General features: G+C 48.0%; 26 protein-coding genes. 7 read left to right on the top strand and 19 right to left on the bottom strand.

Annotated features, from left to right (window positions below; translation table 11 throughout):
* Positions 1–111 precede the first annotated feature (111 nt).
* The gene (locus GACE_RS01175; protein WP_048090512.1) at positions 112–684 is read left to right on the top strand and encodes a hypothetical protein; all 573 of its coding nucleotides are present in this window, start codon (positions 112–114) and stop codon (positions 682–684) included.
* Between the two features lie 21 nt (positions 685–705).
* Here the strand turns inward: GACE_RS01175 and GACE_RS01170 are convergent, their stop codons facing one another.
* The 3 genes from GACE_RS01170 to GACE_RS01160 form a co-directional block, all read right to left on the bottom strand.
* On the bottom strand, positions 706–1,599 hold the full coding sequence (locus tag GACE_RS01170) for a glycyl-radical enzyme activating protein (RefSeq protein WP_048090511.1): 894 nt from the start codon (positions 1,597–1,599) through the stop codon (positions 706–708).
* Positions 1,600–1,601: 2 nt separating this feature from the next.
* Positions 1,602–3,929, bottom strand: coding sequence for a formate C-acetyltransferase/glycerol dehydratase family glycyl radical enzyme (locus tag GACE_RS01165; protein WP_048090509.1), 2,328 nt, complete (start codon positions 3,927–3,929; stop codon positions 1,602–1,604).
* Positions 3,930–4,029: 100 nt separating this feature from the next.
* A complete protein-coding gene (locus GACE_RS01160; protein ID WP_048090507.1) occupies positions 4,030–4,278 on the bottom strand; it encodes a hypothetical protein in 249 nt (82 codons plus the stop codon).
* Between the two features lie 90 nt (positions 4,279–4,368).
* Here GACE_RS01160 and GACE_RS01155 point away from each other — a divergent pair, with 90 nt between their 5' ends.
* Positions 4,369–5,100: a histone deacetylase family protein gene (locus GACE_RS01155; RefSeq protein WP_048090505.1), complete on the top strand. Its 732-nt coding sequence runs from the start codon at positions 4,369–4,371 to the stop codon at positions 5,098–5,100.
* 117 nt (positions 5,101–5,217) lie between these two features.
* On the top strand, positions 5,218–7,314 hold the full coding sequence (locus GACE_RS01150) for a minichromosome maintenance protein MCM (RefSeq protein ID WP_048090503.1): 2,097 nt from the start codon (positions 5,218–5,220) through the stop codon (positions 7,312–7,314).
* Here GACE_RS01150 and GACE_RS01145 read toward each other — a convergent pair whose 3' ends face one another.
* The 9 genes from GACE_RS01145 to cutA all read right to left on the bottom strand — a co-directional run bounded on the left by GACE_RS01145 (position 7,315) and on the right by cutA (position 17,103).
* Positions 7,315–9,531, bottom strand: a complete 2,217-nt coding sequence (locus GACE_RS01145) for an amino acid permease (protein WP_048090501.1) — start codon at positions 9,529–9,531, stop codon at positions 7,315–7,317.
* A gap of 112 nt (positions 9,532–9,643) precedes the next feature.
* Positions 9,644–11,293, bottom strand: a complete 1,650-nt coding sequence (gene argS, locus GACE_RS01140; RefSeq protein ID WP_048093472.1) for an arginine--tRNA ligase — start codon at positions 11,291–11,293, stop codon at positions 9,644–9,646.
* Positions 11,293–12,516 carry a peptide chain release factor aRF-1 gene (prf1, locus tag GACE_RS01135; protein WP_048090499.1) on the bottom strand — a complete coding sequence of 408 codons (1,224 nt, stop codon included), beginning with the start codon at positions 12,514–12,516 and terminating at the stop codon, positions 11,293–11,295. The genes argS and prf1 overlap by 1 nt, the downstream gene beginning before the upstream one ends.
* A gap of 10 nt (positions 12,517–12,526) precedes the next feature.
* Complete coding sequence (gene uppS / locus GACE_RS01130) at positions 12,527–13,288, bottom strand: polyprenyl diphosphate synthase (protein ID WP_048090498.1); 762 nt, start codon at positions 13,286–13,288, stop codon at positions 12,527–12,529.
* On the bottom strand, positions 13,269–13,577 hold the full coding sequence (locus GACE_RS01125) for a DUF2551 domain-containing protein (RefSeq protein ID WP_048090497.1): 309 nt from the start codon (positions 13,575–13,577) through the stop codon (positions 13,269–13,271). The genes uppS and GACE_RS01125 overlap by 20 nt, the downstream gene beginning before the upstream one ends.
* 4 nt (positions 13,578–13,581) lie before the next feature.
* A complete protein-coding gene (locus GACE_RS01120; RefSeq protein WP_048090496.1) occupies positions 13,582–14,574 on the bottom strand; it encodes a radical SAM protein in 993 nt (330 codons plus the stop codon).
* Positions 14,571–16,070: a lysine--tRNA ligase gene (gene lysS / locus GACE_RS01115; RefSeq protein WP_048090495.1), complete on the bottom strand. Its 1,500-nt coding sequence runs from the start codon at positions 16,068–16,070 to the stop codon at positions 14,571–14,573. The genes GACE_RS01120 and lysS overlap by 4 nt, the downstream gene beginning before the upstream one ends.
* Positions 16,071–16,093: 23 nt before the next feature.
* On the bottom strand, positions 16,094–16,756 hold the full coding sequence (locus GACE_RS01110; protein ID WP_318249243.1) for a nucleotidyltransferase domain-containing protein: 663 nt from the start codon (positions 16,754–16,756) through the stop codon (positions 16,094–16,096).
* 35 nt (positions 16,757–16,791) lie between these two features.
* On the bottom strand, positions 16,792–17,103 hold the full coding sequence (cutA, locus tag GACE_RS01105) for a divalent-cation tolerance protein CutA (RefSeq protein ID WP_048090491.1): 312 nt from the start codon (positions 17,101–17,103) through the stop codon (positions 16,792–16,794).
* Positions 17,104–17,156: 53 nt separating this feature from the next.
* Here cutA and GACE_RS01100 point away from each other — a divergent pair, with 53 nt between their 5' ends.
* From GACE_RS01100 to GACE_RS01090, 3 genes are read left to right on the top strand one after another with little or no spacing between them, the layout of a single operon-like run.
* Positions 17,157–17,609, top strand: coding sequence for a hypothetical protein (locus tag GACE_RS01100; protein ID WP_048090489.1), 453 nt, complete (start codon positions 17,157–17,159; stop codon positions 17,607–17,609).
* 32 nt (positions 17,610–17,641) lie between these two features.
* Positions 17,642–19,096: a site-2 protease family protein gene (locus GACE_RS01095; RefSeq protein WP_048090487.1), complete on the top strand. Its 1,455-nt coding sequence runs from the start codon at positions 17,642–17,644 to the stop codon at positions 19,094–19,096.
* Positions 19,093–19,962 carry an ATP-binding protein gene (locus GACE_RS01090; RefSeq protein ID WP_048090485.1) on the top strand — a complete coding sequence of 290 codons (870 nt, stop codon included), beginning with the start codon at positions 19,093–19,095 and terminating at the stop codon, positions 19,960–19,962. Before GACE_RS01095 ends, GACE_RS01090 begins: the two co-directional genes overlap by 4 nt.
* Here GACE_RS01090 and GACE_RS01085 read toward each other — a convergent pair.
* The 7 genes from GACE_RS01085 to ftsZ form a co-directional block, all read right to left on the bottom strand.
* Complete coding sequence (locus GACE_RS01085; protein ID WP_048090483.1) at positions 19,959–20,177, bottom strand: hypothetical protein; 219 nt, start codon at positions 20,175–20,177, stop codon at positions 19,959–19,961. The two genes, GACE_RS01090 and GACE_RS01085, sit on opposite strands and share 4 nt — an antisense overlap.
* Before the next feature lie 9 nt (positions 20,178–20,186).
* Entirely contained in the window at positions 20,187–20,606 is a 420-nt protein-coding gene (locus GACE_RS01080) for a PIN domain-containing protein (protein ID WP_048090481.1), read from the bottom strand.
* Positions 20,573–21,799, bottom strand: coding sequence for a translation initiation factor IF-2 subunit gamma (locus tag GACE_RS01075; RefSeq protein ID WP_048090477.1), 1,227 nt, complete (start codon positions 21,797–21,799; stop codon positions 20,573–20,575). The genes GACE_RS01080 and GACE_RS01075 overlap by 34 nt, the downstream gene beginning before the upstream one ends.
* A 161-nt stretch (positions 21,800–21,960) precedes the next feature.
* Positions 21,961–22,434 carry a 50S ribosomal protein L11 gene (locus GACE_RS01070; RefSeq protein ID WP_048090475.1) on the bottom strand — a complete coding sequence of 158 codons (474 nt, stop codon included), beginning with the start codon at positions 22,432–22,434 and terminating at the stop codon, positions 21,961–21,963.
* Between the two features lie 3 nt (positions 22,435–22,437).
* On the bottom strand, positions 22,438–22,893 hold the full coding sequence (locus tag GACE_RS01065) for a transcription elongation factor Spt5 (RefSeq protein ID WP_048090474.1): 456 nt from the start codon (positions 22,891–22,893) through the stop codon (positions 22,438–22,440).
* Entirely contained in the window at positions 22,890–23,063 is a 174-nt protein-coding gene (locus GACE_RS01060; RefSeq protein ID WP_048090472.1) for a protein translocase SEC61 complex subunit gamma, read from the bottom strand. Before GACE_RS01060 ends, GACE_RS01065 begins: the two co-directional genes overlap by 4 nt.
* A 33-nt stretch (positions 23,064–23,096) precedes the next feature.
* Positions 23,097–24,185 (bottom strand): cell division protein FtsZ, encoded by a 1,089-nt coding sequence (gene ftsZ, locus GACE_RS01055; protein ID WP_048090470.1) that lies wholly within the window; start codon positions 24,183–24,185, stop codon positions 23,097–23,099.
* A gap of 74 nt (positions 24,186–24,259) precedes the next feature.
* Here ftsZ and GACE_RS01050 point away from each other — a divergent pair, with 74 nt between their 5' ends.
* Entirely contained in the window at positions 24,260–25,474 is a 1,215-nt protein-coding gene (locus GACE_RS01050; RefSeq protein ID WP_048090468.1) for a dihydroorotase, read from the top strand.
* Positions 25,475–25,535: the final 61 nt, after the last annotated feature.

Raw genomic sequence — 25,535 nt, 5'->3', positions numbered from 1 at the left:
GATATATATTTCCAGAGCAGACTGGTAATACAGTACACTCCGGAGATGGTAATTTGAAAAAAACTAAAAAAAATCTTCTATTTTCCAGCAAAAAAGCTTCAAAAGCTCCACATGGATGCTGAAGACCTGTGGAGAGTTCCAGCAAAAAATGGCTGGCAGAAATCTCCTGTAAGCCCGATGGAGGTCCTGAGGTTATTCGGGAGGCTGAAGGTCAGAGAGGGTTTCGAGCTTATTGCCTATGTGTTCAGGGACGGGTTGCAGGGAAAGGGCGTGGTCTGGGCTGTCCCTGAGGGGCATTTTCCAGAAGTTGGGGAGTGCGCTAAGCTTGACGAAGTCGGCACACCAAAGCCCGAGAAAGCGCTTTTACCGTCGATGGTCCTCGACGGAGATGGAACTCCGGAATCGTACATCCAGGCATCGATTTTCCTGCGGGAGATGGACGAGTTTGGCGCACTCTGGCATGAGCTTAGATGGGGTTTGCATGAGATAATTGACGAGCTGCCTGCGGGATTCCATCTTCCGGAGATGGTGGACATCAGACCCAGGACTGTTTTTGAAAAAAACACCGTAACGGAGTTCTTTACGCTCGAACTGCTGGAAAAAATGATTTACAGGCATTCCGACACGTTTGATGGGTACTCTCTGAAAAACCGGATCGATGAAAAACACGGGATTGAGAAGTGAGGGCTGGCAGATGTGCTTCCATCAGAAGTAACCTCCCACACTCACATCAATCCCCGCTTCACCCAGCATCTCCACGAACTCCCTGTAATCGGGCCCCTCTTTCACTTCGAAAAACTCCCTGCCGAGCCACCTGTACTTGTCCCTCGAAAGTGAGTGGTAGGGCAGCACATCCACCCTCCCGGCATCAAGCCTCAGCAGCAGGTCGAGGAAAGCGCGAAAATCATCATGGCTCTGAAAGTTGCACGAGGGGATGAATGGAATCCTGACCACAACATCTGATGCGGGAAGAAGCTTTCTCAGGTTGTCCAGAATCAGCTCGTTCCCTGTCCCGGTCAGCAGCCTGTGTCTCGCGCTGTCGTAATCCTTGAGGTCGTAAAGAAAAAGGTTTACGAGATCCAGAGTTCTTTCGATGTTTTTCCATGGCGTGTGTCCGGATGTGTCTACGGCCGTGTTTATTCCCTCATCCCTGCACAGCCTGAGCGTCTCCAGAAGGAAGTCGGGCTGAGAATACGGTTCACCTCCTGAAAAGGTGACCCCTCCACCGGAGTTTCTGTAAAAAACAGCGTCCTTCCTGATCTCATCCAGAATCCCGGACGGCTCAACGTCCTGCCCGTAGATGAACAGAGCCTCGCTCATGCAGACCTTCACGCACTCTCCGCATCCATTGCAGACATCCCTGTCCACCTCAATCCCTGAAGACTCTGGCTTTAATGCGTTTGCGGGGCATGCAGCCACACATCTATGACATGAGGTGCACTTCTCAGCCCTGTAGGCAATCTCAGCTTCAAACCTCTGCGACTCCGGGTTGTGGCACCACACACATCTGAGGGGACAGCCCTTGAGAAAGATGGTCGTCCTTATCCCCGGGCCGTCATGGATCGAGAACCTCTGGATTCTGAATATCCTTCCCTTCATGCTCACAGCCTGCAGGAAATCCTTGCGATCAGCTCGTCCTGGACGTTTCTTGAGAGCTCCACGAAGTAGGCGCTCCACCCCGCAACCCTGACGAGCAGCCACCTGTACTTCTCCGGCTCCTCCTGAGCCTTCCTCAGCACGTTCTCGTTGAGAACGTTGAACTGAATGTGCATCCCTCCCAGCTCGACGAAGCTCCTGATTAAGGCTTTGATAATTCCAGTGCCCTTACCTCCGAGAATTCCGGAGTCGAGGTTGACCGTGAAGGAAGCTCCGTTCGATAGCTTGTCATAGTTGATCTTGCTTACTGACTTTATCGCCGCCGTCACGCCTTCCCTGTCCATTCCCGTTGACGGGGAGACTCCGCTGTTCAGGCTCATTCCCTGCTTCCTGCCTGATGGGAGTGCGGAGGTCATGAAACCGAAGGCCACGTTTGTGGTCATCGGGTAGCAGCCGGCCGTGAACCTCCCGCCCCTGAAGTTTCTGTATCTTGCAACCTCATCGCAGTACACCTCCAGAACCATCCTTGCGTACCTGTCAGCTTCGCCATCATTTCCATACTTCGGAGCGCTGAGCAGGATTGACTGCAGCCCCTCGTATCCATCAAAGTCGCTCCTGCACGCCTCTATGATCTCCTCGAGCGTGTAGCCCTTCTTCAGCGCATGCTCCATTGCCGCAAGCGAATCTGCAACATCCGCAATGCCGACAGCCTGAATTCCGGTGAAGTTGTACTTCGCCCCTCCTTCGGTCACATCCAGCCCCCTGTCAAAGCAGTCCTCCACGCAGAGTGACAGCAGAGGGGTTGGCTTCACGCACGCGTTTGCGTATTCAAGAATGTTTGAGCCTGTAACGACGAGCCTCACTATGTGGGCGAGCTGCTCCCTGAACGCGGAGATCACGTCATCGAGAGTTTGCGGTCTTTTTTCAGACTTCACGCCAAACTCATAGCCGAAGACCATGTCCTGTCCGCCGTTGAGAGCATACTCCAGAGCCTTGGCAACGTTTATCAGCGCGGCATCGCTTGACGTGAAGGCATTTCCGAACGGTGAGATCTCCACACACCCGATCGTGGAGTAGTTCCACGCATCGCCCTCCTCAACCCCGGCAAACCTGAGCGCTCTGAAGACAGCCTCGTCATTGAATATCCCCACGTTATTCTTCCCCTCGGCGATGATCCCGGCAAGCATCTCCAGAAAGCTGTCGGGCGTTTTCGAGCTGACTCTGACGTGGACGTTGGGCTGCCTTAGCGGGATCGCTTTCGTGACCTCAAGCATGAGGTACGAGAGCTCGTTGGTCGCATCACTGCCGCTGCCGTCAACCCCTCCAATGGTAAGAGCCTGATTCGTGGCCTGCCCTGAGAAGTAAAGCTCCAAGAGAGAGTCGAACGGAGGAACGATCTCGTTGGGCTTCACCCACAGGTTCGCGAGGATTTCGAAGGCTTTTTTCCTGTCGATTCTGCCCTCCCTGAGGTCCTTCAGATAATAGGGCAGCAGGTACTGGTCTATCCTGCCCATGGATATTCCCTGCTCGTAGTTCTCCTGATGCAGTGCGCACTGAACGAACCACACGAACTGCACTGCCTCGTGGAAGCTTTCTGGCGGTTCGGCAGGGACTCTCTCGCAGATCTCTGCAATTCTGATAAGCTCTTCCCTCCTTGCCTCGTCACCCTCCTCTTCAGCCATATTCCTCGCAAGCCCGGCATACCTTTCGGCAAAGCGGGTCATCCCTTCAGCTGTAATTTTTGTGGCCTCGTAAAAAACGAGCTTTTCTGCATCCTCACATCCGCTTTCCCTGATCTCGGCAATCCTCCTCTCGCTCTCCTCCACGAACCACCTGAAACCCCTATTGAGCAGGTACGGGTAGTTCACGGCAACATGAGATATCCCGGCAAGCTCCGTGAGAACGAAAAGCGAGCCTGAAAGCATGACCTCCATTATGTCCGGCATGAGCTTTGACGCGAAGGCCTCAATGTTCCTGCTCTCCCAGTAAGGAGCTATCTCCTCCACAAGAATTCTGGCATCCTCCTCATCAACCACAAGCCTGTTGCTCTCCCTCCCGGGAAGGCTTTCGAGGTCGTTTATTATCCTCAGACCAACCCCTTCCGGAAACAGAATCGCTCCCGGAGGGTCTGGAAGCATCGTTCCGACAATGATTTCTCCGGGCAGAATCTGAATCGGGATGTTCTCAAGTATATGCTTCAAAGCCTTCGCCTGCCTTACGGGCATCGGCTCTCCTTCGCTCTCCTTCATGGATTCTGTGTAGAGTGCCGCCCTTTCAATGCTCAGCCTGGCAGGCTTCTGAACATTCGAAACAAGCATAGAAATTCGGTCCATAAAACGAGTCTCGTGAAGTACATATTTAGAGGTTTCGCAAAAAGTGAAGTATTAATAATTAAAGTTTCCGGACCCGCAAAAAACAGGGAAAAACCGGAAATCAGTTACAGAACAATTCTTTGAGCGGGATCTCTTTTCCGCAGCTGCAGCAGACCACAAAGACACCGACATTTCCTCTGTCCTTCACTTTTATATCTCCGCCATCCCTGTAGTCAAGATACCACACAACCTTTTCAAGGTCTGCCCCGCAGCCCGTGCATGCTACTCCTCCTGAATTATCCCTGAACCACTTCAGAAGCTCGATAGAAGAGACCTCTTCAGAGCCGACAAGCTCTGAAAGCCAGGTCATGGGTTTGAGGAGAGAAGAAAGTTAGATAACATTTTCGTTTCCGTTAAGGTTATCGGGAAAGGTTTAGTAAAAACAGGAGCAATCAACATTATGAAAATCGTGTTTCATCCAGAATTTTACAGGGTTTACACGGCAGACCCCGCTGCTGAAGAGGGCAGAATGGAGGCAATAATAAGCGAGCTGAAAGACTACGAAATCGTGGAGCCTGGAAAGGCCGAAAAAGAAGACATTCTTCTTGTCCACACCGAACGGCATTATGAGTGGGTCAGAAACGAAACAGGAGTTTACGATGTGGCTGTTCTTGCAGCAGGTGGGGCAATTCTTGCCTCGGAGATTGCATTTGAGGAGCCGGCTTTTGCCGCCGTACGCCCTCCCGGGCACCACGCGAGTCCAAACAGCGCATGGGGGTTCTGCTATTTCAACAACATTGCAATAGCCGTGAGAAAGCTCATCATCTGGGGAAAGATCAAGAGTGCAGCAATCGTGGATTTTGACCTGCATTTTGGTGACGGGACTGCAAACACCTTCAGAGATAATGAGAGGGTGAGTTACTTCCACATGAAAGGCGGAGATGTTAACGGCATTGCAGAGTTCCTTGAAAGCTCTGAATATGATATTGTTGCCGCTTCCGCTGGATTCGATCGTGCAAAAGAGGACTGGGGAGGTATTCTCGACAGGGGAGACTACACCGAGATAGGCAAAATTCTGAAGGAGTATTCTGAATATCGGTGCAATGGCAGGAGATTTGCAGTGCTTGAAGGAGGATACAACCACGCAGTTCTCGGGAAAAACGTAAAGGCATTCCTCAGAGGTCTCGAATGAATGCAAACACAATGAAACTGGGTCTGCCAGATTTTCATTCATACTAATTTGAGGCATATTATAAAATTACACATCCACAATCGATTAATACTCCGTCCTCTCACACAGGTAGATACCATGCTGAGCAGTCCCGCAATCTGGAGAGAGTTCTTTCAGAATTACTACCAGGATGAACTTAACAAAATAGCCGGGAGAATTTCAACTGGGAGTTTTGGAGTCAGAAGTATAAACGTGGATGTCCTGTCACACCTCACAATCTTCAAAGAGGGTACTCTTGCAGAGGAGCTTTTCTCAAATCCAGACAAGGTAATCGACGATGCCAGAAGAGGAATCGAGCTTACAGACAACATTTACGATGTTAAACTCGAGAACTGCATTCCCAGGTTTTTCAACCTCCCGCTCGCAAGGAGAATACTGATAAGAGATCTGAGAGCGGAACACATATCCAGGTTCGTGGCAATAGAGGGGATAGTAAGGAAGGTTACGGAGGTAAGGCCGAAAATTGTTGAGGCGGCATACTTCTGTGGCAACTGCGGCAAGAAGGTTAAGGTCTATCAGGAAGAGGGTGTTCTGAAGCCTCCTTATGAGTGTCCGGCATGCAAATCCAAACGCTTCACGTTTGTGCCAGAAGAGAGCGTGCTTATAGACAGCCAGAGAATAAAAATCCAGGAATATCCGGAAAATCTGAAGGGTGGAGAGCAGCCGCAGAGCATCGATGTTTACCTGGAGGGAGATATTTCAGGGATCATAAACCCCGGAGACAGGGTTGTGATAAACGGCATCGTGAGAGCCAATCCGAGAGGCCAGGGGATGAAAAAGCTGACCCACATGGATCTCTTCATCGAGGGAAATTCAATAGAGATTCTGCAGCAGGAGTACGAAGAATTCGAGATAACGGAAGAGGACAAAAAGAAAATTCTCGAGCTTGCTGAGGACGAGGGAATATACAGAAAAATAGTGGGGAGTATTGCACCATCAATTTACGGATACGAGGACATAAAGCTCGCAATAGCCCTGCAGCTTTTTGGCGGCGTGCCCAAAAGACTCCCGGACGGGACGGAGATCAGAGGAGATATTCATATCCTCCTCGTGGGAGATCCGGGAGTTGCAAAGTCTCAGCTTTTGAGATACGTCCACAGAATAGCACCGAGAAGCGTTTACACCACTGGAAAGGGAACAACCACAGCCGGACTGACGGCAACTGCGGTGAGAGATGAAGTCGATGGCAGATGGACTCTCGAAGCCGGTGCGCTCGTTCTTGCAGACAAGGGTATCGCGCTGGTGGACGAGATAGACAAGATGAGGGCTGAAGACAGAAGCGCTCTGCACGAAGCAATGGAGCAGCAGACGATCAGCGTTGCAAAAGCGGGTATCAATGCTGTTCTGAAGGCAAGATGTGCCCTCCTTGGAGCTGCAAACCCGAAATACGGCAGATTCGACAAATATCAGCCAATAGCCGAGCAGATAAATCTGTCTCCAACCCTCATGTCAAGGTTTGACCTGACCTTCGTCCTTACTGACGATCCCGACGTCGAAAGGGACAAAGCCCTTGCCACCCATATACTGAAAACCCACAAACTCGGAGAAAAGCTCGAAAAAATGAAGAATGTTTCAAGCGAATACACAAGACAGAGCCTTGAGGCAGAGATTCAAAAGGTTACACCGGCAATAGAGCCAGATCTGCTCAGGAAATACGTTGCCTACGCCAAAAGGACTGTTTTTCCGGTATTAACAGAGGAGGCTGAGAGAAGAATAGTTGAGTTCTACGTGGGAATGAGAGGAAAAGCCAAGGAAAATTCCCCGGTTCCGATAACAGCAAGACAGCTTGAAGCACTCATTAGGCTGGCCGAAGCATCTGCAAGAATCAGACTTTCCGACAGAGTCGAAGTAGAGGACGTTGAAAGAGTAATCAGAATAATAAGGAAGAGTCTCGAACAGATAGCGATGGACCCTGAGACAGGAGAGATCGACATAGACTACGCATATTCCGGCACGTCAAAAACGCAGAGAGACAGGATAATGGTTCTGAAGAAGATAATAGAGGAGCTCGAAAAAGAATATGATAAAGGAGTCCCGGAGGAACAGATTTTTGATGAGGCTGAGAAGCAGGGAATAGATAAGGTCAAAACAAGAGAACTGCTGATAAAAATGAGAGAAAGAGGAGAAATCTACTGCCCGAGACCGGACCACTACAGAGTCGTCCACAATTACTGATTACTTAACAAACCTCACCCATTTTCTCGTTACGGCCACAGTTCTGCCAGTATTCTCAATGATTTTTTCGGGGAAGAGACCTCTCAGAAAGTTGTAAAGGAAGGTCCTCTCGCTCGCCCCAATGATCGTGAGATCGAATTTTTCAGATTCTCTGGCGATTCTCAGGGCAGGATCGCTGTCCACCACGTACTCGGTCTCAACATCTATACCTTCCAGCATTTCAGCGAGCTTTTCAAACACCTTCTCCGCCTTTTTCCTCTCTTCAGCAGATCTTCCAACGTGAATCAGCTTTACCATCCCGTGCCTTTCCCTTGCAATGTTTCCTGCTATTTCGCAGGCGAGTTCGACGTGCGGGCCACCGGCGGCGGGAATGAGAATCGTCTTGAAATCAGGTACATGTTCTCCATACTCAAACCGGACAACGAGGACATCACATGCGGCCTTCATCAGGACAGGGTCAATGGTGCTACCCAGCACTGCGTCCTTTCTGAAGGTCCTCCCTCTCCAGCCCATGACAATCAGGTCTGCATCGACCTCTTCCGAGGCTGCTATCACTGCCTCAGCAATACTGTGTCCCACCTTGACAATCCCCCCGGAGGGTACAGTGAGACCAGATATCAGGTTCTCAACGAGCTCCTTTGCCTCCTTAACCTCACCCCTCAGTGCGGAAGGTGGTGTCTGCATTGGGGCTTTAACAACACTCATGACGATTACCGCTCCATCCCTCTGCCTGGCGATAATCTCGGCAAACCGGACAAGCTTTTTTGCTATGACCGGATTTGCAACAGGTACAAGGATCGTAAACTCTTTTCTTTCAACCGGAGCTTCTGAGTAAACGGTAACAAGTTCTTCCTGAATTCTCTTCTCCATCTCTTTTTCCGAGTATGCAAAATAAACAAACGCCCCGAGAAATATCCAGGCAAGCGTTATGGCAAATACAAGCAGGCCGTGCTCCAGCTGAGTTATCAGGTAATATGAAACCACAAGCTGGGAGACTATCGCCACTATGGACAGAACGTGGGCCAGAGGAAGTTTAAAGCTTCTCTTTATATCCGGACGCCTCAGCCTGAGAACCACAAGGGACAGATTCACAAGGATGAACAGAATTATGAACATGAAGCTTGCAGCAGACGCCACAGTTTCAATGGGTGCCAGAGAAGAGACTGCAACAATGATGTAGCTGAAAAATATCGCGTAATGTGGAGTTCTGGTCTTCTGATTGATGTCAGAAAAAATTCTGTGGAGATAACCGGTTCTGCTTAACGCAAACACAACTCTCGAGGATGAATAAATTGTTGCGTTCATGGCACTTATCGTGGAGATAATACCTCCCGCCAGAATCATGTAGCCACCGAAGGGCATTATTCCGTCAGCAACCCTCACAAGACTGAGTTCAGCAAGCTTTCCGAGAAACATCCAGCTTGGTTCATCTGCCTTCACAGCACCAAGCAGAGAGAATGCAACCAGGATGTAAATTGCAACAGCAGTCCAGAGTGAGACAACTATGGCCCTTGGAATGTTTCTCTCCGGATTCTTAACCTCCTCTCCGCTCTGGACAATTATCTCAAAGCCCTCGAACGCAATAAACGTGAGACCCATGGCCGCAAGAACTCCCGAAACTCCGTTTGGCATGAATGGCGTGTATGATCCCAACCAGTCAGGATACGTGAACGTTTTGTAAATGCCAAACAATGCGAAAACCACCAGAATCATAACCTTTAGAATCGTCACTATTCCACCAAGTTTTCCGCTCTCTTTGGCACCCTTGTAGTTAACGTAGGCAAGAAAAGTGATCATCAAGAAGGCAGAGAGTTTTGCCAGAGCTGGTCTTGGAAGGGGGATGCCTGCAAAACCGATAACAAGTTCAGCAAAGAAGGCTCCAAACGTAACTGCGTAAAGGGCACAGGCTATTGTATGGGCTGCCCAGTCAACCCAGCCTGCCAGAAATCCCGGAAACTTGCCCATCGCCTCTTTTATCCAGAGGTAACTTCCACCAGCCTGAGGAAGGGATGACCCAAGCTCTGCGTACGCCAGACCCGTAAGCGTCGCAATGAGCCCATTAAGAAGGAAAGCGAACAGTATTGCCGGCCCAGCAATTCCAGCTGCTATGCCCGTTAATGCAAAAATGCCGGCACCTATCATCCCGGCAATTCCGATCATCGTTATGTCAAAAAAAGAAAGATCTCTGCTCAGAGACACCTGAACACTCCGCTGCACAGAACCACCTGAAAGGTTTTCAAAGCGCTGAGAAGATAAAGGTTTCTTTAACTGCAGTGAACCTGAAGGGAAAGAGAGTTATAAAAAACAGTAAATTAAGGATACTGCAGGTCTACATTCTTTCCAGAGCCTCAATTCCAAGAAGTTCGAGACCGTTTCTCAGCACAATCCTCGTGGCATCAACAATGGCAAGCCTGTGCATCCTCAGATGACTGTCCTCAACGAGAACAGGATTTCGATGATAGAAATCATTGAATCTCTCGGCGACATCCATGACATACTCGGCAAACACGTTCGGCCTCAGAGTGTTCACGACTCTTTCCAGCACATACGAGAATTTCGAAAGGAGGAGAATCAGAGATCTCTCCACTTCGTCCATGTGCTCATAACTGAATTCGAGGTCAGCGTAGCCGTTCTCTACTGCTTTCCGCATTATGCTGCACGCTCTGGCATGGGTGTACTGAATGTAGCTCGCAGTCTGCCTCTCAAAGTCCAGAGCTTTTTTCCAGTCGAAGGTCATGGGCTTTTCTGGCGAAACCCTGACAAAGTCAAACCTCAGTGCACCGACCGCCACAGCCCTTGCCACCCTCTCCTTCTCTTCCGCATCAAAATCCCTGTCGGCCAGTATCTTCTCTGCCTCAACCAGAGTCTTCTCAATAAGTTCATCCGCCGAGATGAACTTGCCTTTCCTTGTACTCATTGACCCCTCCGGCAGAGATACGAATTCAAAAAACACAGTTTCTGGAGGCCTAAGCCCTATCGCCTCAAGAACTGCAGAAAGCTGTTTTGCTATGAGCTTGTGATCTGCCCCGAGTACGTTCACAAACCTTTCGTAATTTTCATTCTTCCAGAGGTGGTATGCAAGGTCTCTCGTTATGTACAGAGTGGTCCCGTTTTCCCTCCTGAGTATAACATCCTTGTCAAACCCGAACCTCTTCATGTCGATGTAATGGACTCCATCCTGCTCAAGCAACCCCTTTTCCTCAAGCATTTCAAAGATCCTGTCGACATAACCGTTCCTGATGAACTCCGATTCCCACACATATCCATCATGTTCGACGTTGAGCGTCTCAAGTGTTTCCTTTATACCCTCAAGAGCCTTGCCGATCACATCTCTGAACAGCTTGATTGCCTCCTCATTTCCCTGTTCATACTCGATCATCAGTTTCTCCACATCCTGATTTATGCCTTCGTCTTCCTCAGCATCTGCATTGATCCTTATGTATGCCCTTGCAACCTCGTGATCCGGTTTTCCTTCGCCAAGACCGTATCTTTTAACTCCCAGCACGGCCATTGCGGCCTGCCTTCCCATGTCGTTGACATAATACTGAGTCACAACATCAATGCCAGCCTTTCTGAAAATTCTTGCGAGAGTGTCGCCAATTATGGAGTTTCTTATATGGCCGATATGCAGCGGCCCATCGGGGTTTGCAGACGTGTGTTCTATAAGGACCTCTCCCCCAAGCTTCAGTTCTCCGTACCTGAAGTCTTCATCCAGCACGGCATTAACAGTATCTTCAAAAAACTCCTCGCTGGCGAAGAAGTTGATATAGCCATTGACTATCTCAATTTTACCAATGTAATCCCCTGAAAATTCAAAATCTTCCACAAGCTCCTCGGCAATTTCCTGGGGCTTTCTTTTCTGCTCTTTTGCAAGTTTAAACGCAACTGTGCTTGCAAGGTCTGCATGCTCGCTTTCTCTCAGAAATTTATCTTCAAACCCGGTTGCTTTTTTAACCTCATCATAAAACAGCCTGAACATTACCATCCCTCTGGTTTGTACCTGAGAATGGCTGCAATACCCCCAAATGCGTTCTTAAGCATGGCGCCCTCTTCTGACTCCCCTGAAATGAACTCCACTTTAGCTCCGCTTGCCTCCGCAAGCTCGGCAAGCTCAAGAATGACGTCCTTTCTCTCGATTTCCTCCATCCTGACATTATCCTTTTCACAGATCATTTCTTTATCAGTATTTTCCTTCATGGTAACCTCTTTCTCCTCTCCGCAGACAGGGCATCGGTACCTGACTCTCTCATACCTCAGATCTTCAGAAACCAGCAGAGTGTCAACTGCACCCAGACTCAGATACTTTCTAACCTCCTCTTCACCATAAGCTGCATTCCCGTCCTTTATAACCTCCTTCATGAACCGGTTCAGCAGCTTCTTCTCCCTCATCAGGTCGAGTTCCTGCAGCGCATCGCTTGCCTTTTCCACAAGCTCATAGAGGCCACTTTCATCAGTATAACTGACGTCAAACAGCCCGATAACCTTCTGCTGAAGCTCGTGGTGGAGGTAACCTCCCTCGTAAAACTCCTCCTTGGTCGGTGAGGGCCCCCCAATTAGAATCCCAAGCAGGTCCTCCCGGTAGGGAAGCAGAGCTTCCGTTGCCTTGTCTCCAACTCTCTTGTAGAACTCATGGATGGCAATCTCTCTGAGCCTTTCAAACCTCACGCTGCTCTGACCACCCTGTCTGTGCTTCCCGGGAACGTTGGAAGTTGCGTATGCAAGAAGTTCTATTCTCTTGCCCCTGAGGATACCTATTGCCGCCTCTCTTCTGTCCAGCACAATCAATCCGTATACCTTTTTCTCGGCAAGCATCTCTTTCAGAGGTTCAAGGTAAAATGTCGAGTCGCAGTGATACTTGTAGAGAGGCACGGGTTCGGGAGGTTCAATGATCTCAGTTATGTGCTTCTCCCTTCCACCTCCGAGATCAATAACTCCGCTGATGATCACCATTCCATTCTCAGGAGGTTTTCTGTAAAGTTTCAGCCTTTGCAGTATCGCTTCGAGTCCAGCAGTGACGTGCGTCCTTGTCTGTTTAGATTTTATGTTCTGGGCCTGACTCAGCTCATTCCTAAGCTGAGCGGAGACATCCGCAATATTCTTATCAGGAGGAATGTAAAGGGTGATCAGTTCGGTACCCCTACCCTTAAACTTTTCAAGTTCTTCGAGTTTTCTTCTGAATTCATATTTAAGCCTGCTATCCATGACCATCACCTCACACCATTGCTTTATAATACCTCGCCCTCAAACTCTGCCAGGTTCTTATAGCCCTCAAAAGGTCTATTTTCCTGAAGGCCGGCCAGTAAACATCAACGAAATACGTTATGCTGTTGGCACACTGCCAGGGCAGGAAGTTGGAAAGTCTCTGCTCCCCTCCGGTCCTTATGAGGATATCCACGTTCTCGTAACCATTATCCGAGTAGAGGTGGTGGGAGATCAACCTCTCATCAATATCGTCCGGCTTAATTTTCCCTTCCCTGACCTTCCGGAGTACATTCCTGACAGCGTCAATTATTTCCTGCCTTCCCCCATAACCAAAGGCAATATTCAGGAAAAACCTGTCATATCCTGCAGTTTTTCGCTCAACCCGCTCAATCACCTCAACAAGGTCGTCGGGAAGCATACCTCTGTATCCCACCACCCTTACTCTCATCCGGTTTCTGTGCGTTCTTGGATCTTCAAGGAGTCTGTTCATCTCCTTCCTGAACAGATCAAAGATATTCCTCTTTTCCTCTTCGCTCCTCCTGAAATTCTCGGTTGAAAAGGCATAGAGTGTGACTACCCTGACTCCGATTTCCCTGCACCAGTCCAGAACCTTTTCGGCTTTGCGGGATCCAAAAAAATGGCCCATGTGGGATGGCATGCCTCTCTTTCTGGCATACCTCCTGTTACCATCCATTATTATCGCAACATGCTTGGGGATTTCCCCCTTCCTGACATTCCTCAACAATCTGAGCTCATAGATTTTCGCTATCATACTCCGTCAAAACATTCTTAACCAGGTCAAGATACTCGCTTTTGAGACAGTATCTATTCTTTTCTCCCATCTCCACCTTTAAAATGCCCAGTCTTGCACTCATGAGTCCGACCATTGCTGAAACTCCCCTCGGGTTTAACTCGAAGCCCTGATTCTTCAGCATTTCGTGTATTTCCCCAGTCGTATACTTTCTGCCTCCAATGAGCAGTTTTATTAGGCTCTTCCTCACACCTGTCCTGTCTCTTTCCAGATACTTCCTCAATCGTCTTTCAATTTCCTCTGCCCTCAAGTCCTCACCTCAGCGGATCTTTTTCAAGTATCAACCTTTCTGCAGTGGGATACCTTTCAATAATCGACGCATAAAACCTGTCCTTCAGCTTTTCAGCCACACCTACATCAACTTCAAAGCCCTCATCAACCTCAGTAAACTGGGCATTCATGCGGATTAAGAATTTTCTGATTTCATCCTTATTGCCTTCAACCAGTCCACATATCACCGTCCCTTCCTTTGTAACTCTGTAAAAATCAGGCATATTGAAGGCCATTCTTATCAGCCTTCGCCTGAACTGGGCTATTTCCTTGAACTTCACGCTGCAAAAGTGAAACTTATCGACCTTCCGGGCGTATTCATCGGCAACCTCTTTGCTCCCTATGGCCTGATAAAAGTCTCCCGGTTCCCAGCCACTTTCCATAAGCCTGCGGTAATTGGAATCGGAGAACTCGAGCTCATTTACGTTGAGAAATGCATCATTCCCGTTCACGATTTTAACAACAACCTCATCAAATCTCAAAGCAGGGACCTCGAAACCAGCTTCAATTCCGGATTTCTTCGCTGCCTTCAGGGGTGCCTCATACATTTCAGCATTTTCAAGCTCTGGAGGGTGAAATCTTATTTCGTCCAGGCCCTTTTCAGACAGTTTCGAAATCATGCTCTCCCGGACGGGGATGCTTGTATAGATGTGGGTGTGCAATCCGGCATGCGAGAAGATTTCAAGGAATTCGTATACCCTCTCCGGGTTTGTTAAAGGCTCACCCCCCGTTATCGCAACACCTTCCGCCGACATGCTCAGAGCCTCATCAACGATGTCGTCAAGATTCTCCACGAAACGCTCATTCGCAAAGACCACATCCTTCCCACGCCTGTCCTCAGATATTGGGCAGTAGAAACAGTTATGGGGGCAGCTCCCCGTTATAAAGAGGACCATCTTGGCCCCTTTTCTGCAGAGCCTGCAGCCCTCAGACAGATAGGAGTAATAGCTGCCAGCCTCGATCCTTCTGAACTTCATATCTCCATGAACCTCTTTCTTACGAAATCAACCCCAAGAGAACTCAGGAAGTATCCGGCTCTCGGACCATGCTTCGTATCGAGAATTGCCTTGTAAATCGCCTGAAAAGCTTTTTCAGGCTTTATACCGACTTTCTGAGCGACTTCATAAACCAGTTTGTGTAGCTTTTCTGCATCCATGTCATCCTCAAGAGATCCAGCAAACTCGTTCAGAAACCGCTTTTCGTCCTCGCTGAACCCGGATTTGATTTCATCTCTGCTTTTTTTGACAGAGAATTTGAGGTTCTCCGGTGCGTATTTCTCAAGCCACTTTCTTGCATACTTCAGCCTTCTCTCAACATCTCTCTTAAGATCCTCGTCAATTTCATGTCCATTTCTTTCCAGAATCTCCAGTACCTTTTCCAGGTCCCATTCAGCAATCTGCCCGACAACCAGAAGATGTCTGAATGGCACATCAGAATAAACAACATTCTCGACCAGAGACAGTTCGACACTTCTGTCTCCCTGGTGATAGGCATTTTCGAACTCATCCACCACATCCAGCAAACCAATACCGGGATCAAACTCGATATGTCTCTCAGGTTTTGATCTTATGATGATGTACCTAACGATCTCTGGAGGAAGAATCTCAACCATTTCTCTGACCGGAACGACTATGCCCTTCGAACTCTTCATTGCCCCCTTGCCCTTGAGATTTATCCATTCGTAGACGATGGGGAAAGGAGGTTCTATTCCGAAGATCTCCTTTGCTATCCTCTTTCCGGTATCATAACTGCCTCCAGCAGCAGCATGATCCTTTCCGAATGGTTCAACATTAATTCCAAGGATACCCCACCTTGCAGGCCAGTCAACCCTCCAGACCAGTTTGCCTTCAGTAAGGTCGCTCTCCCCCTCATGTCCGCAGCTTCTGCAGATATAGCTCACCTTTTTTCCATCAAAACCCGTAACTCTTGTGGAATTCAGCCTGCCGCAGTTTTTGCACACAGGCATGAACGGGCTCCAGCCATCCTCAACATCTCTCCCGGATACCTCCTTCAGAATTTTTGCTATCTCATCTTTCTTTTCAAGAGCCGTCCTCGTTTTTCCGGTATACTCTCCGCTTTCATACATCTCATGAGCCTTTTTCAACGTTACAGGAATGCCAAGAATTTCGAGGGACTCGAGGAATGGCTGGAGAAAATGCTCTGCGTAGTTTTCATGACATCCTTCCGGATCAGGAATTCTGCTCAAAGGCATTCCCACGTAATTTTCATATTCTTCAGGAAGAAACGGATATCTTTTCCTCAGGGGGTCAAATGTATCCGCAATGTAAACAATCTCAGCTTTACCACCCTTCTCATCGATCGCCCTTCGTATTGCATCTGCCGTGAGCATCTCTCTCAGATTTCCGAGGTGAATGTGACCGCTGGGAGTTATTCCGGTGGCTATCCTCACACTATCCTTTTCAGATAGAATCCTTTCAGCAATAACATCAGCCCAGTGAATTATATCGCTCATCGCTTTTCAGCCGAAGAGAGGTTTTAAAAAAGTTTCATCCTCCTTCTCAGAAAGACATTTTCAAGAGCAAGAGAAGAAAGATGGGACTCAAAACTTTCAAATTCCGGAACGGGTTCGTTTACAAACACCCCAGTTCGCCCAATCTCTCTCCTCCTCTCAAGAACTCTGAATCTCTCCTCTACAATCTCTATACCGACGTCGAGATAATCTGCAAGCTCACTCTTGTCCATCTCGTTGGCAGGAATCTCCATATGACCATCCTTCACGGGAACAATCAACATGAGCCTTTTATCCACTCCGGCAACCCGCTCATCTCTCCTGAGCATATCGAGATCGAGAAAACCGCCAAACCTGTAAAAGTCAAGCTCCTTATCCCGCATCTTCACAAGTGGAAAGCTCACATTGGCCATGTCAAGCGCAATCTCACCTTTAATGGCATAATTCGGCGTGGCCTGAATTATCCTTCGCTCCAGAATGCTGAAATCCCTTAAAGCCAGTTCAACCTTGTAAGACGGGATGTTGAGAGGTATGAAAATGTCAACATCGCTGCTCTTTTTCACATCCCCTCTCGCAACAGAGCCGTAGACAATAGAGGGTATTCCATGGTTCTCAAGAGTGTCCATGATTTCTTCAGCTATCTTCCTTTTCTCCGCAAGCAACTTCCATCTCTCGTGTGAATACTTCACTCTCTTCCGCTGACCAAAGGTAGCAGTTTTCCCTCTCATCCTTCCACAATGCTATCAATCCACCTTAAAAACTCCAGATTGCCCTCCTCAATGCTGATCGCGCAGATGCATGGAGTGGTGTAGCTGTGTATTTTCTTTATCTCATCCCTGACTTCAGAAAACTTTTCAGCCTTTGTTTTAAGGATCATCGCATACTCTCCGTCTTCCTGCACCTCTCCTTCCCACCAGTACATCGAGTTTATTTTCCAGAAGTTAACACAGGCAACGAGCTTTTTTTCAAGCAAATGCTTTGCAATCTTTTTTGCTTCATCTTCGGTGGGAGTGGTAACGTAAATGAAATAATACATAATGAGTAGGCATTCGCAACGTATTTAAATTTTTAACCATTGAGCAGGATAGTATGAAAACTGGAATCGTGATTGTGTCGGTTTTCATGCTCACCATGTTCTCTGTCTCGGCATACATTGCCATGACGGTGGCGTTGACCAAAGAAGACTTTATAAGTGAGTTTGAAAAAAGTGTAAGTTCCGCAGGTTATGAAATACCGGAAAACATAGACACAGACCAGATTGCAAATGCATTCATTGTCACATCTGTCGTTTTTTCCATACTGTATCTTCTATCCGGCATAGGCCTCCTGCTCAGGAGAAACTGGGGAAGAAATGTCGCAATAATTGTTTCAGCGTTTCATCTCATGTATGGTCTTATTTCCCTCGGAATGATTTCCATTTCACTCCCAAATCTCGCCATTGGTGCAGGACTGCTCTTTTACCTTACAAGACCACAGATCAAAAGCGAATTCGAAAAAACAATCAGCATTGAAGAGCGCATTCTTGGAAAGGAGTTTGAATAAACTTTATTAATTAATACCAAATCCTTAACCCAATGAACGTTCAGCTCGGATTACTCGTGTTCTTCATATACTGGGGAATCGTTGAGTTGCTGAAACAGAAAGGCGTTCTCGAAAGGAGGAACATCAGCTCCTATGGTCCGATACTGATGATAAGAACAGAAAAAGGCCTCAATCTGCTCAAAAAACTTGCGAGGTACAGAAGGCTCTGGATCATACTCGGGAACGCCGGCATACCTGCCGTTTTTGCTGGAATGGTGTTCATGTTCATCCTGATACTGTTCATGGATTACTCACTGCTGACCTCCCCACCGCCACCCTCGGAGCTTACAAGCCCGAGAAACGCCCTTCTCATCCCCGGCGTGAACAAATTCATCCCCTTAGTGTGGGGCCTTATCGGCCTTATTGTAACACTCATAGTCCATGAGTTCAGCCACGCAGTCTCAGCCCTCTCAGAAAACATAAGGGTGAAATCCTTGGGAATCCTCGTTGCCTTAGTGCCTGTGGGAGGATTTGCAGAGCCAGATGAGGAGGAACTGATGCAAAAAGCAGGGAGGTCAACAAGACTGAGAGTTTTTTCTTCGGGGGTTATAAGCAATTTTATAACAGCCATTATCGCGTTTTCAGTATTTTTCTACCTGCTCGGGTTCATAACACCATCCGTAGCCGTGCTGAAATCCGATGATCCCCGGCTGAAAACGGGAGACATAGTGATGGAGATCAACGGCGTTGAAATACACTCTCCGGAGGACATTTCAAAAGCGGTTGGAAATTCAGACAGGATAACTCTGACACTCAAGGATGGAAGGACTGTTACGATTGAAGGAGTTACAGGAGTGAAAATTGCCGGAGTGGTGAAAAACTACCCGGCAGACAAAGCTGGATTCAGAGAAGGGTGGATAATAACAGGTGTTGATGGAGTTAGAATCCACACACTCGACGACTTTCTCAAAATAATGAAGGAGAAAAAAGGAGGGGACAAGGTAACACTCCAGGTTTACGACGGACACAGGTTCAGGAACTTTGACATCACTCTCAGGGACAGCAATGGAAGGGGCATCATAGGTGTTCAGGTAGAGGAATACTTTGCAGGGGTCACATTCAGCTACTATTATGCTGAAAATATTCTTAACACTCTCAGAAACATCCCGTCAATGCTGCTTCATCCAGCAGGCTGGCTCTTCCTCATCTCAATGCCGATCGTCTATTTCAACAGCTTTTCATACCCGATAACAGCGTTCTTTGCATCCCAGGTAGGAGACTGGATATTCTTTGCGCTGAACACATTTTACTGGGTGGGATGGATCAATTTCTATGTTGGTCTCTTCAACTGCCTGCCAGCCCTCCCACTGGACGGTGGACGGGTGTACTATGACGTTGTGGAGAAGATCGGTGGCAGAAGGGTGGCAGAGGCATCCACAAGGTTCCTCTCAATACTGATATTCGGTTCGATAATTCTTTCAATCGTCATACCGAACATGCCGAGATGATGTGTTCATCGTGCGGGAAAAAGGCGTTCGAAAAATTCAGGGGAAGATATTACTGCAGGGAATGTTTCATAAGGAAATACGAGGGTGCCGTCGAATCTGCCGTCAGAAGATACAGAATGGTAAGGAAAAATGAGAGAGTCCTCGCAGCGCTGAGCGGCGGGAAGGACAGTGTTGCAATGCTCATGTCTCTGAAGTCCCTTTCCAGAAAACTGAATTTCGAGCTTGAGGCATTTTTCATTCACCTCGGAATAGGAGGGTATTCAGATAAATCCCTTGCAGTCTCGCAGAAGGTTTCCAGCATCCTTGATGTCGAGCTGAACGTGGTGAGAATAGAGGATTACGGATTCAGGATAGACGATGTTAAGAGAAAAACATGCTCCGTTTGCGGCAATGTGAAAAGGTACCTGTTCAACAGGTTTGCGAGGGAAAGCGGGTTCGATCTGATTGCGACAGGGCATTGTGCTGAAGACATATTGGCGAACCTGCTGAAAAACATGTATTCGGGAAACATTGAGTGGAGTGAAAAGCAGAAACCAAGGATAGAGGGATACGACAGGATGATTGGAAGAATAAGGCCCCTGTACGAAATGAGCGAGCGTGAAAATCTCCTCTACGTTCTGGCAAGAGAGTTGCCCTTTGTCAGCGAGGAGTGTCCGCACGCCCCATCAACCGTGTGGAAGGAGATAGTGTATGACATAGAAAAAAGGGTTCCGGGCTACAGAGTTTCGGTCCTCAGAAATCTGGCGAGAGAGCGCAGGGATGAGAAAACCGAGTACAAGTACTGCAAGAAGTGTGGAGAGATAACGACATCCAGCATCTGCCAGTTCTGCAGAAACGTCATGAAGTATTCGAAAAAGTCCAGCTAAAGCGGCCTGCACAGATAGCATACAAAGTCGTTATCCGTGCAAACAAGCCTGCTCATCTTTTTCTCCATAACTGCAAATCTTCCTGTCCCAACACCAATTTCAGGAGAAAGAGGGTCAGGCTTAAAGACTGTCCCAAGCTCCTTTTCAAACAAATCAGAATGTGTATCATACCATCTGTCGTATCGCCCTGCAAGGCCGTCAAACTGAGAATTCATGGAGATTCCTCAAAAATCATCCTCAACCTCGACATATCTCAGCTCTCTCAGATACCCCACAGGGATTCCCTCCAGTTTGGCCCTCTTTCTCAGGCGTTTATCGTTCGTTATTACGGTGGATGAAAACATCTTCGCCAGCCTGAGAATTGCGTTGTCGTTCCCCTCTGCATCCACGTGAAAAATTTCACATTCATTGCAGTTCTCAATCAGCTTCAGGGCAAATTTCGCAGCCCTCTTTTCCAGCCCATCGAGGCTGAGCTGAAGCTTTTTCAGCTCTTCAATGGTCTGTTCCGGAAATATGAATCTCCTGAATCCAAGCTCCCTCAGCTGACTGAAAACGTCAACCCTGTGTGTGAAAATGTAAATTAAAACATTCGTGTCAATTATTACGCTCTTCAGATTAGAGTTCCGGCGCCTATCAGCCTCCATCTCGAGCCAACCCTTCTGCTTATAGCAACCTTAGAGCCTTTCTCAGCACAGACGGGTCTCTTCAGCTTTACCTCAACAACATCATCTCTCGCAGATGTTACAACCCCGAGTGTGATGGATGTTCCAACGGCAAGCATCAGCGGTTCATTCATCTTTATCTTTTCCACTCTGAGCTCTTCCTCAGCACCAACAACCCTTTCAAGGAGATGCACGTCCATCGTGAAGTCGAACAGGACGTCGGGAAGCTTGTCAGGATGGCCCACGACATTCCCCACAAGCCCGTCAGCCTTTGTCAGGAACGGATCGAGTTTTGTGGCAACGCCGATGAGGCCTCCGGGCGTGGCTTCCTCAATCTGTCTGCCTGAGGCCATGATGCTCACGACCTCGCTGTGAATGGGGTTATAATTCCCCCTTTCGTCCTTTATTCCCGGTCTGACCTCTATTTCGTCTCCCACCCTGAGTCTGCCCCTCGAGAGACTGCCTCCCAGAACACCTCCCACAAGATTCTCCGGATCAGTTCCGGGTTTGTTGACATCAAAGCTCCTGGCAACATACATGAGCGGAGGAGACTCCAGATCCCTCTCAGGCGTCGGTATTGTATCTTCAATCACCTCAATCAGCGCGTCAATGTTAACCCTCTGCTGGGCAGATACCGGAATTACAGGGGCATTTTCAGCTATGGTACCTCTGACAAACTCCTTTATCTCCTGAAAGTTCTCCAAAACCCTCTCCTTTGAAACGATGTCGATCTTGTTCTGCACGATGACAATCCTGTCGACACCTATAATCTCCAGAGCCATCAGATGCTCTTTGGTCTGTGGCCTGGGACATTTCTCATTTGCAGCAATAACGAGCACTGCTCCGTCCATCAGAGCGGCACCGCTCAGCATTGTAGCCATCAGCGTCTCATGCCCGGGACTGTCTACGAAGCTCACGGTTCTGAGAATATCAGTCTCAACACCGTGTTTCGGGCACACCTTTTCCACCATGTATGCCTCTGTCCCCTCACACTTGGGGCATTTTCTGAAGGTTGCATCGGCATAACCGAGCTTGATCGAAATTCCCCTTTTGAGCTCTTCACTGTGCCTGTCGGTCCACACACCACTCAATGCAGCAACAAGAGTAGTTTTACCGTGATCAACATGACCAACCATACCTATATTTACTTCTGGCAATGGAACGTCATCACTCATAGGGCTAAGCAGGAAGAAATGATATTTAAACATAATTACTCCAGATGCCCTTAACTGGATAACATACAAGAAACGTATTGGGGGAAAGTTGAGGCAACCCACAGAGGAAAAAGATAGAACACCACGGTCTCTAAAAGGTATTAAAATTAAAAAACAGGGGATTATTCGGCAGGAATTTCGATTTTTCCTTCCTTGACTTCCTGCTGAACTTCCTTGGGATGCTTTCCTTCCACAGTTACGCCCATTGAAACGGCAGTTCCGAGAACCTCCAGCACCGCTCCCCTCAGGTCATACGAGAGCATCTGTTTTACCTTTATCCTCGCAATCTTGTACACCTGCTCCATTGTGAGATCTCCGACGTACTCCCTTCCTGTTGCCTTGGAGCCTTTCTCAATTCCGAGTTCCTTCTTTATCAGTGCCGAAACAGGTGGAACACCCACCTCGATGTCAAAGGTTCTGTCTTCATTTGCTATTATCTTGACAGGAACCGGCAATCCATCAAAGTCTTTCGTTGCCTCGTTGATCTTATCCACTACCTGCTTGACATTTAGTCCGAGAGGACCTATGGCCGGACCAAGTGGTGGTCCCGGGCTTGCTTTCCCTCCTGGAACAAGAACTTCAACAACCTGTGGCATCCATTACACCTCCTCATCCGTTTTTTCAAGAATCCTAACGTTGTCAGCTTTAACCGTTACAGGAATTGGAACTACAGCCTCAAGGAGTTCGACCGTTATTTCATTCTTCGCCTCGTCCACTCTCTTCACAATGGCCATTTCACCCTTGAACGGTCCGCTGATGATTTCGACCTTGTAACCTTCCCTGATCTGCTCAGCAGCTTTCTTGGGCTTCAGAAAATGTTCAATTTCCGTGAAGCTCACTTCACCCTTCACAAGCCCCTTGATGTGAGGAATACCCTTTATTGCATTGACAATATCCTCGTTGCTCTCCGCCTCAACAATGATGTATCCTTTGATTTCCTTCGGAGACAGAATTGAATAAAGATTTATGCCTCTCTTTTTAACAGCCGCTGCCATCAGGTTCGCCACTATTTTCTCCTGATTTGCCGTCGTTTTCACTATAAAGAACTTGCTCATCCCAGATACCCCGGCAGTACATCCATAAGCAGATAGACTATGAAGCCTATCAGACCAATTACCAGCATCACAGCCACGGATACCTTCAGAGTAGTCACGAACTCCTCCCTATCCGGTTTTCTGGTCATCTTGAGTATGTTGATGTAATCCCTGAATTTTTCACTGAGCATATCTTCCGCTCACCAAACTCGGTTTTTAAAGGTTTACCTGACAAAGTCAATTCCGTATCTCTTCGTTACCGCTGGACCCTTTCTTCCAAAGATCTGAGGTGATTTGACGCCTGTGACTATTACCAGAGTCCTTATCGTATTTTCAAGCGATGGATCGATCATTGCACCCCAGATTATCCTGGCATCGGGATCTATCTTGCTGTAAATCTCCTCAACGATGCTTTCTGCCTCTTCAATGGTCATGTCCGGACCACCGGTAACATTGACCAGCGCCGCCTTTGCGCCGGTTATGTCCACATCGAGCAACGGGCTCTTCAATGCCTTCCTCACACTTTCAGATGCTTTGTCTTCGCCGCTGGCCTCACCGAGTCCAATCATCGCAACCCCGCCCTTCTCCATCACTGTCCTGACATCTGCAAAGTCCAGGTTTATCAGAGCCGGCTTCGTGATGAGCTCAGTTATGCCCTTGACCGCCCTCATCAGCACCTCATCCGCCACCTTGAATGCAAGCTGTATCGGGTAGTTTGGCACAACGTCCAGCAGCCTGTCGTTCGGAATGACAATGACCGTATCTGTAACCTCCCTCAACCTCTCAAGCCCTGCTTCAGCGTTCGCCCTTCTTATAGCACCTTCTGCCGTAAATGGCAGAGTTACAACAGCTATGGTAAGAGCTCCGGCATCCTGAGCTGCTTCAGCAACAACCGGAGCAGCCCCGGTACCAGTTCCACCACCGAGACCACATGTAATGAATACGAGGTCAGAACCTTCGAGCAGTGCCTTGATCTCCTCTTCGTTCTCTCTTGCTGCCTCCTCACCAACCTGTGGAAGGCTTCCCGCTCCAAGACCCCTTGTTCTCTTCTTTCCAACCAGTATTCTCTTATCAGCCTTCGTATAGTAAAGATGCTGGACATCCGTATTTATTGCGATGAGTTCTGCACCTTCGATTCCCTCATCGTACATCCTTGTAACAGTATTGCATCCGCTTCCCCCAACTCCCACAACCCTTATAACGGTTCTCAGCTCGTGAAGCATTTCGAGAATTTCGTCATCCTCATCCTCTTTCGTAAAAGGTCTCTTCTCCTGATTTGCCCTCTTTAAAGCCTCTTTCACTATTGAATCCATAATCCTCTCCCCGCTGATTTTTTTACCTAAATTTCCAGAATAGTATTTAAATCTTTGTTTAGGGGTTCTCTTTAATGCTCATCCACGGAAAAATTCTGCTGGGAAACACCATAGTAACTGCAGGAATGAAAATCGAAGATGGCAAAATAGTAGAAATAAGCAAGCAAATTTCAGGAAAAAAACTGAAGGGAATTATAATGCCTGCAGGCATAGACGTTCACGTTCACCTGAGAGATTTTGACGAAAGCCATAAAGAAACGATAAGAAATGGAACCCTGTCCGCGTTGAACGGCGGAATCTGCCTTGTCGTCGATCAGCCAAACTCCAGGCCATTTATCGACAGCGAGGAAATGTACGAGAAAAGGATGAGACTTGCAAGCAAATTCGTTAACGTGGATTATTCCCTGAACATTGGTCTTACCAGAAGAAATTTCCCCAAGATAAACAGTATTGCAGAAAAAATAAAGAAAAACGGCTACAACCCGGCAGTTGGAGAGATCTTCCTGCAGCACGAAAACAAAGATGTGGAAGCCACGACAGAAATGGTGGAAAAGGTTACATCGTTCTCGACAATACATGCTGAACTTCCAGAGTTTGTGGAATCTAACGAAATCCCTAACTTTTTACACAGAAAAAGAGAAGCTGAAATTCTTGCAGTTAAAAAACTTGCATCTGAGGGCAGGTATTTCTGCCACATATCCACAAGAGAGGCTTTTGAAACCATCAGAGAAAAAGGCGCATACGCAGAGGTTACTCCCCACCACCTCCTGCTTGATGCATCCCATCACAGCCGACTCGGAAACTTCGTGAACGTCAACCCTCCGCTCAGGACCGAAAATGACAGGAAGTTTCTGCTCGACAATTTTTCAAAGATAGACGTTGTTGCTTCAGATCATGCCCCCCACTCCCCAGAGGAAAAAGAGAACGGAGCCTCAGGTTATCCCGGCGTTGAAACCCTCTACCCTCTCCTCATGGGACTTGTTTTCTATGGAAAACTGGACATCTTTGATGTGGCGAAGGTGATCTCGGAAAATCCTGCAGAAATATTCGGTTTTAATGGATACGGAGCAGTAAAACCAGGAAACTACGCAAATCTCGCAGTATTTGATATTTCAAAGGTGGAGAAAATCAAGCCACAGAAACTCCATTATTTCCACAAATGGAGTCCCTTTGAGAGTTTTCCGGCAGTATTTCCCCACACAGTTATTCTGAGAGGAGAATTCGCAAAAGAGAGGGGTGAGCTTGCGGAGGGTTTTGGGAGGGTTTACAAAACCGGTACAGTGTTATAAATACCTGTACTCAGAATTAGGGCATGGATGATGACGAATTGCTGGATTACTACTTCGAGCT

Origin of the sequence: Geoglobus acetivorans, assembly GCF_000789255.1 — an archaeon.
Lineage (GTDB): Archaea > Halobacteriota > Archaeoglobi > Archaeoglobales > Archaeoglobaceae > Geoglobus > Geoglobus acetivorans_B.
Note: the sequence above shows the minus strand (reverse complement) of the source record. Positions and strands in the feature narration are given on the sequence as shown.